At 69.3% G+C, this 11,910-nt stretch carries 10 protein-coding genes; all 10 read left to right on the top strand.

Annotated elements, in window-relative coordinates; translation table 11 throughout:
• Nucleotides 1–150 precede the first annotated feature (150 nt).
• The 10 genes from FM069_RS14440 to FM069_RS14485 all read left to right on the top strand — a co-directional run bounded on the left by FM069_RS14440 (nucleotide 151) and on the right by FM069_RS14485 (nucleotide 11,805).
• Nucleotides 151–1,764 carry a GGDEF domain-containing response regulator gene (locus tag FM069_RS14440; RefSeq protein WP_143489069.1) on the top strand — a complete coding sequence of 538 codons (1,614 nt, stop codon included), beginning with the start codon at nucleotides 151–153 and terminating at the stop codon, nucleotides 1,762–1,764.
• Between the two features lie 753 nt (nucleotides 1,765–2,517).
• On the top strand, nucleotides 2,518–3,825 hold the full coding sequence (locus FM069_RS14445) for a methyl-accepting chemotaxis protein (protein ID WP_407681592.1): 1,308 nt from the start codon (nucleotides 2,518–2,520) through the stop codon (nucleotides 3,823–3,825).
• An 81-nt stretch (nucleotides 3,826–3,906) separates the two neighbouring features.
• A complete protein-coding gene (dsbD, locus tag FM069_RS14450; protein WP_143489071.1) occupies nucleotides 3,907–5,727 on the top strand; it encodes a protein-disulfide reductase DsbD in 1,821 nt (606 codons plus the stop codon).
• A 113-nt stretch (nucleotides 5,728–5,840) separates the two neighbouring features.
• Entirely contained in the window at nucleotides 5,841–6,284 is a 444-nt protein-coding gene (gene aroQ, locus FM069_RS14455) for a type II 3-dehydroquinate dehydratase (protein WP_143489072.1), read from the top strand.
• 23 nt (nucleotides 6,285–6,307) lie between these two features.
• A complete protein-coding gene (gene accB / locus FM069_RS14460) occupies nucleotides 6,308–6,775 on the top strand; it encodes an acetyl-CoA carboxylase biotin carboxyl carrier protein (protein ID WP_143489073.1) in 468 nt (155 codons plus the stop codon).
• Between the two features lie 17 nt (nucleotides 6,776–6,792).
• The gene (gene accC / locus FM069_RS14465; RefSeq protein ID WP_143489074.1) at nucleotides 6,793–8,136 is read left to right on the top strand and encodes an acetyl-CoA carboxylase biotin carboxylase subunit; all 1,344 of its coding nucleotides are present in this window, start codon (nucleotides 6,793–6,795) and stop codon (nucleotides 8,134–8,136) included.
• A 217-nt stretch (nucleotides 8,137–8,353) separates the two neighbouring features.
• Nucleotides 8,354–8,965 (top strand): peptidoglycan recognition protein family protein, encoded by a 612-nt coding sequence (locus tag FM069_RS14470; protein WP_143489075.1) that lies wholly within the window; start codon nucleotides 8,354–8,356, stop codon nucleotides 8,963–8,965.
• Nucleotides 8,959–9,396, top strand: coding sequence for a hypothetical protein (locus FM069_RS14475; protein WP_143489076.1), 438 nt, complete (start codon nucleotides 8,959–8,961; stop codon nucleotides 9,394–9,396). Before FM069_RS14470 ends, FM069_RS14475 begins: the two co-directional genes overlap by 7 nt.
• 80 nt (nucleotides 9,397–9,476) lie before the next feature.
• Nucleotides 9,477–10,367: a 50S ribosomal protein L11 methyltransferase gene (gene prmA / locus FM069_RS14480; RefSeq protein ID WP_143489077.1), complete on the top strand. Its 891-nt coding sequence runs from the start codon at nucleotides 9,477–9,479 to the stop codon at nucleotides 10,365–10,367.
• A gap of 43 nt (nucleotides 10,368–10,410) precedes the next feature.
• Nucleotides 10,411–11,805, top strand: coding sequence for a DUF3426 domain-containing protein (locus tag FM069_RS14485; protein WP_143489078.1), 1,395 nt, complete (start codon nucleotides 10,411–10,413; stop codon nucleotides 11,803–11,805).
• Nucleotides 11,806–11,910 lie beyond the last annotated feature (105 nt).

Raw genomic sequence — 11,910 nt, forward strand, 5'->3', positions numbered from 1 at the left:
TTGATCGGCGGTACTGCTCCTGATGCCCCGCACGGTGCTAGCATAGCGCCATTATCCAGCGCCGATCGCATACGGATGCCTCAATCGACCTTGAGTCGGTCCCTCGACGCGTTATATAAGCCACGCCAACGCACCCCAAGAAGCCGGGCCATGACCGAGCAAGAAGACCCCAGCCGGGATCGACTCAAGCACCATTTCGCCCAGCGGGTCATCCACCAGGCTCGCCAGGTGCTGGAAGTCTGGCAACGGCTGCAGCGGGTCGAGTGGAACGCCCAGGACATGGCCGAACTGACGGAAGCCAACCTGCGACTGTTGCGCTACGCCGAACGCTTCGACCAGCCCGAGCACACCCTCCTCGCCCAGAACATCGAGCAGTGCCTGCAGACGGTGAGCGCCAACCGCGGCCGCCTCAACAGCGCGGTCATCACCGAACTCAACCAGCTGATGCAGCGCCTGTCGCGCACCGGGCTGCGCCACAGCGACCAGTTCGACCAGATGGCCCTGCCGCCCCTGCGCAAGCCGGTGTACATGGCGCTGCAGGACCACGACCGGGTCGAGCGGCTGATCCAGCAGCTGGACTTCTTCGGCCTCAGCGCCCAGGGCTTCGAGGACGCCGTCACCTTCCGCGCCGCCATGGCCGAGCGTCACCCGGCGCTGATCGTCATGGAGGTGGACTTCGACGGCCCCGGCGTCGGCCTGGAGCTGGCCGCCGAGGCCCAGGCCGGCCTGGAGCACAAGATCCCGGTGCTGTTCTTCAGCCACGACGACACCGACACCCCCACCCGCCTGGCGGCGGTGCGCGCCGGCGGCCAGGAATTCTTCACCGGCACCATCGATGCCTCCAGCGTGCTGGAGAAGGTCGAGCTGCTCACCCGCAGCGCCCACTACGAACCCTACAAGGTGATGGTGGTGGACGACTCCAAAGCCCAGGCCATCCACACCGAGATGGTGCTCAACAGCGCCGGCATCGTCACCCGGGCGATCACCGACCCGGTGCTGGCCATGGGCGAGCTGGCGGACTTCCAGCCGGACCTGATCATCCTCGACATGTACATGCCCGGCTGCGTCGGCACCGAGCTGGCCAAGGTGATCCGCCAGCACGAGCGCTACGTCAGCGTGCCGATCATCTACCTGTCGGCCGAGGACGACCTGGACAAGCAGCTCGACGCCATGAGCGAGGGCGGCGACGACTTCCTCACCAAGCCGATCAAGCCGCGCCACCTGATCGCCACGGTGCGCACCCGCGCGGCCCGGGCCCGCAGCCTGCGCGCCCGCATGGTGCGGGACAGCCTCACCGGGCTGTTCAACCACACCCACACCCTGCAACTGCTGGAGGATGCGCGCTTCCGCGCCCGGCGCTTCCGCCAGCCCCTGGCCTTCGCCATGATCGATATCGATCACTTCAAGAAGGTCAACGACACCTACGGCCACCCCATGGGCGATCGGGTCATCAAGAGCCTCGCCCTGTTCCTCAAGCAGCGCCTGCGCAAGACCGACCACATCGGCCGCTACGGCGGCGAGGAATTCGCCGTGGTGCTGCCGGACACCGACGCCCAGTCGGCCTTCCGGGTGCTGGACGAGATCCGCAAGCGTTTCGCCGAGATCCGTTACCCGGCGCAGCCCGGGGAACTCAGCTGCACCTTCAGCTGCGGGATCGCCGAGCTGCGCGACGGCATGGACATCAAGACCCTGTCCAAGCGCGCGGACGAGGCGCTGTACGAGGCCAAGGGCGGCGGCCGCAACCGGGTGGAAGTCTTCGGCTGACCCGTTGTTCTGTGACGCCGATCACACTGTCATCGTTCTGCAACCTGCCTGCCATACCGTGACGGCCCGACCCGCGTTACGAGGCCGAGCCCGATGCGTCTCAAGCTGCTCACCACCCTCACCACGCTGCTGCTGGTGGGGGCCTGCCTGGCGCTGGGCGCCACCCTCGTCTGGTCGCAGCGGGCCCTGGAGCGGCCGTTCCAGCTCATGGAGCGTTACCTGGCGCTGTCCCAGAGCGTGCAGCACGACGTGGCCGACAACATCCAGGCCTACCTGAACAGCGGCGACGCGTTGCGGCAGAAAGCGGCGGACCAGGCCCTGGCGACCCTCGCCGAGGAACGCCAGGCCCTGCCCGACGCCCTGGCCGACCGGCTGCGGCCGAGCATCGAGGAGCTGCGCGCCTTCGTCGCCGGCGACCTGCTGGCCGCCGGCAAGCTGGCCGGCGATCCCCAGGGGCTGATCCTCCAGGCGGAGCGGGAGATCGGCAGCGCCCTCGACCGTCTGGCCCGCTACGCCGACCAGGGCGCCGCCGAGCAGGCGGCCGCCTACCGCCCGCCGCTGTTCGCCGCGGCGCAGCACCTCACCCGCCTGGCCCAGGCCCGCGGCAAATTGGTGGACAGCGGCCGTGACGAACTGGCCGCCGACGTCGATCGCGAACTGGCCGCGCTGCAGGACCAGGCGCGCCGCCTCGGCGACCTGCCCCTGCTGGGTGTCGCCGACGAGAGCGGCTCGGCCGCCGAGGGCTTCGCCGCCATGCTCGGGCTGGCCAACGACGACAGCGCCAAGGCCCCGGCCGAGGACCAGGGCATCGCTCTGCGCCGCGACCTGGGCAGCCTGCTGCAACGCTACCCCGGCGAACTGCAGCGGACCCGGGCGCTGATCCGCCAGCGCGGCGAGCTGGCCGCCACCAGCACCCAGCGGGTCCGCGGCCTGCAGGATGCCCTCGCCGGTCTGGAGCCCGAGGTGCGTGCCGAGCACGGCCGCATCCAGGGCGAAGTGCAACTGATCCAGGGCCTGGCCATCGGCCTGATCCTCCTCGCCGCCCTGCTCATCGATCGCCTGCAGCGGCGCCTGGCCGGGATCCTCGGCCGGCTGGCGCCCGCTCTGTCCGCCTGGGCTGCAGGGGACTTCTCCGAACCGATCCTGCTGCACACCCGCACCCGGGAATTGCAGGACATCGAGACCTCCCTGGGACGCCTGCGCCTGTACCTGGTGGAGCTGGTGGGCACCCTGCGCGGCCACGCCGAAGCCGTGGCCGGCAGCAGCCGCACCCTCGCCGACCTCAGCGGCGGCCTGCACGCCGGCGCCGAGCGCCAGGCTGGGGACACCGCACTGATCCGCGACGCCCTCGGTGCGCTGGAAACCAGCATTCGCCAGGTGGCCGACGATGCCAGCCAGGCCGCCGGGGCGAGCCAGGAAGCCGGCCTCGCCGTGGAGCGCGGCCAGCAGGTGATCGGCCACAGCCTGGACGGGCTGCGCAGCCTGGTGGTGGAGGTGCAGGGCAACGCCCAGGCCATCGAGCGGCTGGCGGCGGAAAGCGCGGCCATCGAGAGCGTGCTGACGGTGATCCGCGGCGTCGCCGAGCAGACCAACCTGCTGGCGCTGAACGCCGCCATCGAGGCCGCCCGCGCCGGCGAGAGCGGCCGCGGCTTCGCCGTGGTGGCCGAGGAAGTGCGCTCCCTGGCCCAGCGCACCACCGGTGCCACCGGGGAAATCCAGCAGTTGATCGGCCGTCTGCAGCAGGCGGCGCTGGCCTCGGTGCAGGCCATGCGCAGCCAGGTGGAGCACGCCGAGGCCACCGCGTCCGAAGCGGCCCTGGCCGACGGTGCGTTGCAGGCCATCGTCGCCTCCATCCAGACCATCGCCGGCCTCGCCCAGCGCATCGCCGAAGCCACCGCCCAGCAGCGCGAGGCGGTAGGCGAGATCCGTGGCCACAGCGAGCGCATCCACCAGTTGGGGGGCGAGAACCTCGCCCACATCGGCCAGGGTCGGGAACAGGGCGAGCACCTGCTGCGCCTGGGCCACCAGTTGCACGGCGCGGTCCAGGCGTTCCGCGTCTAGCCGGCGCCGCGCCGAACGGTCACCCCCGGGCGCCGGGCGATTTGGTTATCATGCCGGGCATTTTCGTCCCGCGAGCGACCCATGCGCCGACTGCTGATCCTGCTGCTCCTGCTGATCACCCTGCCCGCATCCGCCGGCTTCTTCGACCAGCGCCCCGCCGCCGGCCCCCTGGGGGGTGGCAGCCTCGGCGCCCCGCTGAACAACAGCGACGACTTCCTGCCGGTGCGCGAAGCCTTCCGCCTGCGCCTGAGCGGCAGCTCGGCGGAGTCGATCAAGCTGAGCTTCATCACCGCCGAAGGCTATTACCTGTATCGCCACCGCTTCCAGTTCCGCACCGAGCCGGCGGACATCGGCCTGGGCGAGCCGCGCCTGCCGGACGGGCTGCACAAGCGCGACGACTACTTCGGCGACGTGGAGGTCTACTACGGCATCCTCGACCTGGAGTTGCCCCTCAAGCAAGCCCCCCGCGAACCCTACACTCTGGTGGTCACCTACCAGGGCTGCGCCGACAAGGGCCTGTGCTACCCGCCAGAGACCGAGCGCATCCGCATCGGCGAGGCGCAGCCGGACAGCACCAGCGCCAGCGCTTCGTCCAGCGCGGTCGCACCGGGTGCCACGCCCGCCACACCCGGCTGGAGCTGGCACGAGCTGGCGCTGTTCTTCCTCGCCGGCCTCGGCCTGACCTTCACCCCGTGCGTCCTGCCGATGCTGCCGATCCTCTCCGGGGTGGTCCTGCGCGGGCGGGTCGGCGGTACCCGCGGGCTGGCGCTGTCCCTGGCCTACGTCCTGCCCATGGCAGCCTGCTTCGCGGTGCTCGGCGCGCTGATGGGGGTGTTCGGCGCCGAACTCAACCTGCAGGCCCGCCTGCAGTCCCCGTGGATTTTGGTGCCGTTCGCGGCGTTCTTCGCGGTCTTCGCCCTGGCCATGTTCGGCCTCTTCGAGCTGCGCCTGCCGCGGCTGATCAGCGAACCCCTGGACCGCCTGGCCGGCCGCACCGAAGGCGGGTCCCTGTGGGGCGCCGCGCTGCTGGGGGTGCTCTCCAGCCTGCTGGTCTCCCCTTGCGTGTCGGCGCCCCTGGCCGGCGCGCTGCTGTACATCAGCACCAGCGGCGATGCCCTGGGAGGCGGCCTCAAGCTGTTCCTCTTGGGCCTGGGGATGGGCGCACCGCTGGTGCTGTTCGCCGCCGGCGGCGGCGCGCTGCTGCCGAAGACCGGGACCTGGATGGTAGAGGTGCGCAACGCCTTCGGCGTGTTGCTGCTGGCGGTCACCCTGTGGCTGCTGGAGCGGGTCCTGCCGGGTCCCCTGGCGCTGGCCCTGTGGGGCCTGCTGGCGGCTGGGGTGGCGCTGTTCCTCGGCGCCCTGGAATTCGTGCCGAAACCGCCGCGCCTGCGCCTGGCGCAGGTGGCAGGCCTGGCGTTGCTGGTGTACGCGGTGGCCGCCTGGACCGGCGCCCTGCAGGGTCGCAGCGATCCCCTGCGGCCCCTCGGCGCCGCGACGGCCAGCGCAGGCGCTCCGGCGTCGACCGCGACTGCCGACGGCTGGCGCACCGTCAGCGAGCCCGCGGCCCTGCAGGCCGCCCTGGACGAGGCCCGCGCCGCCGGTCAGCCGTTGCTGCTGGACTGGTACGCCGACTGGTGCATCAGCTGCAAGGTGATCGAGCGCGAGGTGTTCGAGGCGCCCGAGGTGCTGGCGCGCCTGGGTGGCTACCGGTTGCTGCGCTTCGACATCACCCGCAGCGACCCCGCGCAACGCGCGGTGCTCGACCGCTACGGCCTGTTCGGCCCGCCGGCGATCCAGTTCTTCGACGAAAAGGGTGACGAGCGCAGCGATCTGCGAGTCGTAGGGGAGATCGACGCGGCGGCCTTCGTGGCGCGCCTGGAGCAAGCCGCGGCGCGCCGCTGAATATCATCCATCTGACGCAAACGACGGCCATCCTGAGGCCAATCGTCGGCAACTGGACAGTTTTTCCGGCTTTCCTGCATAGTCTTCCGGCTGACAAGAACAAGGACACGCACATGGCCACCCTCCTGGTGCTTCACGGGCCCAACCTCAACCTGCTCGGCACCCGCGAGCCGGGCGTCTACGGCGCCGTCACCCTCGACCAGATCAACCGCGACCTGCAGCAGCGGGCCAGCGACGCTGGTCACCACCTGCTGTTCCTGCAGAGCAACGCTGAGTACGAGCTCATCGAGCGCATCCACGCCGCCCGCGACGAAGGCGTGGACTTCATCCTGATCAATCCGGCTGCCTTCACTCACACCAGCGTGGCATTACGTGACGCGTTGCTGGCGGTGAGCATCCCATTCATCGAAGTGCACCTGTCCAACGTGCACAAGCGCGAACCTTTCCGTCATCACTCCTACTTCTCCGACGTTGCCGTGGGAGTGATCTGCGGCCTCGGCGCCACAGGCTATCGCCTGGCCCTGGAGGCTGCCCTGGAACAACTAGAACGCCCCTGACCTGACCTGGGAGTTGATGATTAATGGACATCCGTAAAGTCAAGAAACTGATCGAGCTGCTGGAAGAATCCGGGATCGACGAGCTGGAGATTCACGAAGGGGAAGAGTCGGTACGCATCAGCCGCCACAGCAAGCAGGCGTTCTCCGCCCAGCCGATCTACGCCGCCGCCCCCATGGGCCAGGCCCCTGCCGCGCCGGCTCCGGTCGCCGCGACCCAGGCCGCCCCGGCCGGCGAGGCGCCCGCCGCCGCCCTCAACGGCACCGTGGTCCGCTCGCCGATGGTCGGCACCTTCTACCGCGCCTCCTCGCCCACCACGCCGGTGTTCGCCGACGTCGGCCAGAGCGTGAAGAAGGGCGACATCCTGTGCATCGTCGAAGCCATGAAGATGATGAACCACATCGAAGCCGAGACCAGCGGCGTGATCGAATCCATCCTGGTGGAAAACGGCCAGCCGGTAGAGTACGACCAGCCGCTGTTCACCATCGTCTGAACCGCGGAGAGCCTGCGATGTTGGAAAAAGTCCTGATCGCCAACCGCGGCGAGATCGCCCTGCGCATCCTGCGCGCCTGCAAGGAGCTGGGCATCAAGACGGTGGCGGTACACTCTACGGCGGACCGCGAGCTGATGCACCTGTCCTTAGCCGACGAAACCGTCTGCATCGGCCCGGCGCCCGCCGCCCAATCCTACCTGCACATCCCGGCGATCATCGCCGCCGCCGAAGTCACCGGCGCCACCGCGATCCACCCCGGCTACGGCTTCCTCGCCGAGAACGCCGACTTCGCCGAGCAGGTGGAGAAATCCGGGTTCGCCTTCATCGGCCCCACTGCCGACGTGATCCGCCTGATGGGCGACAAGGTGTCCGCCAAGGACGCCATGAAGAAGGCCGGCGTCCCCACCGTACCGGGCTCCGACGGCCCGCTGCCGGAGGATGAGGAAGCGGCCCTGGCCATCGCCCGCGAAGTGGGCTACCCGGTGATCATCAAGGCCGCCGGTGGCGGCGGCGGGCGGGGCATGCGCGTGGTGCACAGCGAGGACGAACTGATCAAGTCGGCCAAACTGACCCGCACCGAAGCCGGCGCCGCCTTCGGCAACCCGATGGTGTACCTGGAGAAATTCCTCACCAACCCGCGCCACGTGGAAGTCCAGGTCCTGTCCGACGGCCAGGGCAACGCCATCCACCTGGGCGACCGCGACTGCTCCCTGCAGCGCCGCCACCAGAAGGTGCTGGAAGAGGCGCCTGCCCCCGGCCTCGACGAGAAGGCCCGTCAGGAAGTGCTCGACCGCTGCGTGCGGGCCTGCATCGAGATCGGCTACCGCGGCGCCGGGACCTTCGAGTTCCTCTACGAGAACGGGCACTTCTATTTCATCGAGATGAACACCCGCGTCCAGGTGGAGCACCCGGTCACCGAGATGGTCACCGGCATCGACATCGTCAAGGAGATGCTCAGCATCGCCGCCGGCAACAAGCTGTCCTTCAGCCAGGACGACGTGGTCATCCGCGGCCATGCCCTGGAATGCCGGATCAACGCCGAGGACCCGTCGACCTTCATGCCCAGCCCGGGCAAGGTCAAATACTTCCACGCCCCCGGCGGCAACGGCATCCGCGTCGACTCGCACCTCTACAGCGGCTATGCGGTCCCGCCCAACTACGATTCGCTGATCGGCAAGCTGATCAGCTACGGCTCGACCCGCGACGAGGCCATGGCGCGCATGCGCAACGCCCTCGACGAGATCGTGGTGGATGGCATCAAGACCAACATCCCGCTGCACCGCGACCTGACCCGGGACAAGGGTTTCTGCCGCGGCGGCGTGAACATCCATTACCTGGAGCACAAGCTCGGCATGAAGTGACGCGGCCCCGCCCCGTCACCCGAAGGGGAGCGCTCGCGCTCCCCTTTTTCATTTCCGCGACCTCCGGAACCTGGGAGGCGAAGCAGCGTCGAACGCCAATCCCGATACCGGCGACCACGGCGGCGGGTGTTACCCAGGTCACAGTTTTCGCGATTTCCAGCGGTAAGGAATGCTCACCCCCGGCACTATCGGGGCTGACCTCGAAGGGAGAATCCGTATGTTGACTATCGACGCTGCCGGCATGATCACCGACCCGCGGGTCCGTAACGCCCGCGCCACCACCATCGAACGGGGTGACATGAGCGCGGTGAACGGCATCATCGTCCACCAGACAGGCGGCTCCACCGCCGCCTCGTCCCTGAACAGCTACAAGACCAGCGTGGCCGGCGCGCACCTGCTGGTGGACAAGGACGGCACCATCTACCAGACCGCCTCGCTGTACAAGCGCACCAACCACGTCGGCCGCCTGCGCGCCCGCTGCCTCGCCGAGCACCGCTGCAGCCCCGCCGAGACCAAGGCCCTGCAGAGCTTCAACCCGCGCGCCGAGCACACCCGGGAAATCGCCAAGTCGGCCCCCGACCGCTACCCCTCGAACCAGGACAGCATCGGCATCGAGCTGGTGGGCGAGACCGTCGCCAACAGCGACTTCGGCCGTGTGGCCGGCGCCGCGGAGCGGGTCTACGTGACCGTCACCGACGCCCAGAACGCCTCGCTGAAATGGCTGATCGACGAAATTTCCGTCGCCCTGAAGGTGCCGATGATGGAAGTCTTCCGTCACCCCACGGTATCCCGCAAAACCGACTCGGAGGCCTCGACCGCAAGATGGTGAAGACGATCGCGATACTCGCCGCCGGCCTCCTCGCCGCTGGCTGCGCCGGCGCGCAGAACCCGGCGGATGACGACGGTACCGAACCCACCCTGCAGGATTCCGGCCTGGCGGCCGTGCGCTCGGTGCAGATCACCCGCAACGCCGCGCGGGCGAAGGGCCCGGAGAGCGACCAGGCCGACTGTTCCGGCTTCGTCCTCGACGAGGCCGGCGCCCGCAAGTTCTTCGCCACCACCCGCGCGGTGGCGGCCGACGACTACTGGCATACCCTGGACTGGTCGCCCTGCCACGCCAGCGGCACGGTCACCTTCGTCGACGGCCGCACCGCGACCTGGTCGCTGCACCAGCTGCAGGCCGGCTCGGTGGTCTTCGAGGACGGCAAGGAAATCTACCTGTACTGCCCGGAGTGTCGCTTCAAACCCTTTGTCTGGTAAGGTTGCCGCCTTTTCCGGCCCGGCGGGGCCGCCCCGGTCCCGCCCGCTTCAGCCGCCCGCCGATCGAGGTTTCTCCCGCCATGCCCTGGCTCCAGCTGCGACTCGCCATCACCCCTGATCAAGCCGAAGTCTACGAAGATGTCCTGCTGGAAGCGGGCGCCGTGTCGGTGACGTTCATGGATGCCGAGGACCAGCCGATCTTCGAGCCGGACCTGGGCACCACGCCGCTGTGGCGCAACACCCACCTGCTGGCGCTATTCGAAGGCGACACCGACGAAGCCGACCTGCTGCAACGCCTGACCCGCCTCACCGCTGGCGCCGTGCCGGCCTACACCGCCGAGCGCATCGAGGACCAGGACTGGGAGCGCAGCTGGATGGACGCCTTCCAGCCCATGCGCTTCGGCCAGCGCCTGTGGATCGTGCCCAGTTGGCACGCCGCGCCGGAACCTGAAGCGGTGAACCTGCTGCTGGACCCGGGCCTGGCATTCGGCACCGGCACCCACCCGACCACCGCGCTCTGCCTGGAATGGCTCGACGGCCAGCCCCTGGCGGGCTGCCATGTGCTCGACTTCGGCTGTGGCTCGGGCATCCTGGCGATCGCCGCGCTGCTGCTGGGCGCCGAACGCGCCAGCGGCACCGACATCGATCCCCAGGCCCTGGAGGCTTCGCGGGACAACGCCAGCCGCAACGGCATCGACCCCACGCGTTTTCCTGTCTACCTGCCCGACGACCTGCCGCCCGGCGAGGCCGACGTGGTGGTGGCGAACATCCTCGCCGGCCCGCTGGTGGCCCTGGCCCCGCAGATCACCGAGCGGGTTGCCCCTGGCGGACGCCTGGCGCTGTCCGGCATCCTCGCCGAACAGGCCGAAGAGGTGCGCGCCGCCTACGCCGAGGCCTTCGACCTCGACCCCACCGCGGAGAAGGACAGCTGGGTCCGGATCAGTGGCCGGCGCCGCTTGCCGTGCCCGTAGACGCTTACGCTAGACTAGCGCCTCGCTCCGTACGGACCGCCGCATGATCGACAGCTTCGTCACCCAGTGCCCGAATTGCCGCACCAGTTTCCGGGTGAGTCGCGCCCAGCTGAGCGCGGCCCACGGGGCGGTCCGCTGTGGCGCCTGCCTGCACGTCTACAACGCGGCCCAGCAGTTGCTCAGCGACGCGGTGTCCGCGGTCCGCCCGCAGACCCGCCAAGTGCTACAGGCAGCGGCCGCCAAGCCTGCACCTGCACCTGCACCTGCACCTGCACCTGCACCTGCACCGGTTGCGACCGCAGTGCCGACACCCGCGACTCCGACTCCGACTCCGACTCCGACTCCGACTCCGACTCCGACTCCGACTCCGACTCCAAGGCTGGTGGAGGACGCTGGCAAGGGCAAGCCAGGCGGCAAGCCGGATACCCTGTGGATCCACGACGACCTGGACCTGGACAGCCTGGACCTGGACGAGGAACTGGCCAAGCTGGAGCGGGAAGAGCTGCAGCTGTCCCAGGAATTCCTCGCCCTCGAACGCGCGCCCCTGGCCGCCGACCGCCTGCTGGGTCAGCGCGACGATGCGCCGGATCGTCACGACGAACGCTGGGCCGAGGCGCTGCTGCAGGAAGAAACCCGCCGTCCCGTACCACCTCGTCCCCTGCCGGGGCCGATACCGGTGAAAGTGGAGCCGTCCCCACCGGTACCGGTACAGACGCCCCCCGCGCCGCTGGTCGCAACCCGCGTGGAGCCGGAACGCCTGGAGCCCGTGGCCCGGATCGAAAAGCTCGCCCCGCTGCCCGTCTTGCGGGCGGAGCCGGACGACGAGGACGACGTCGACACGCCGGTCTCCGCGCCGGCGCCCAGCCGGCCGCGCCACGAGCCGGCGCTGCGGGATGAAGGGTTGCGGACCCTGAGCGAGGAGCCACTGCACCTGGACTGGCAGCAGCCGAAGAAGCCCTGGGGCCGCTGGATCGCCTGGACGCTGGTCAACCTGCTGGCCCTGGCGGCACTGGGCGGGCAATACGTCTGGTACCACTTCGGCGAACTGGCCCGCCAGGACCAGTACCGCCCCTGGTTCGAGCAGATCTGCCCGGAGATCGGTTGCCAGCTGCCGTCCCGGGTGGACATCGAGCTGATCAAGAGCAGCAACCTGGTGGTGCGCAGCCATCCGGAATTCAGCGGCGCCCTGGTGGTGGACGCGATCCTCTACAATCGCGCGTCCTTCGCCCAGCCATTCCCGCTGCTGGAACTGCGCTTCGCCGACCTGAACGGCCAGTTGCTGGCCAGTCGCCGCTTCAAGCCCGGCGAGTACCTGGGCGGCGAACTGGCCGGCCAGACGGAAATGCCCCCGCAGACGCCCATCCACATCTCCCTGGACATCCTCGACCCAGGCGCCCGGGCGGTGAACTACAGCCTCAGCTTCCACTCCCCGGACTAGTCCTCCGGCACCCGCGCGAGCAGCTCGCGGACGGCGACCCGACCGTTCGCGATAAGCAAATCGCTGTTCAGAATTTGTTCAGATCGCGCTTTATCCGGTCATCCG

Origin of the sequence: Pseudomonas mangiferae (genome assembly GCF_007109405.1) — a bacterium.
Classification (GTDB): Bacteria; Pseudomonadota; Gammaproteobacteria; order Pseudomonadales; family Pseudomonadaceae; genus Pseudomonas_T; species Pseudomonas_T mangiferae.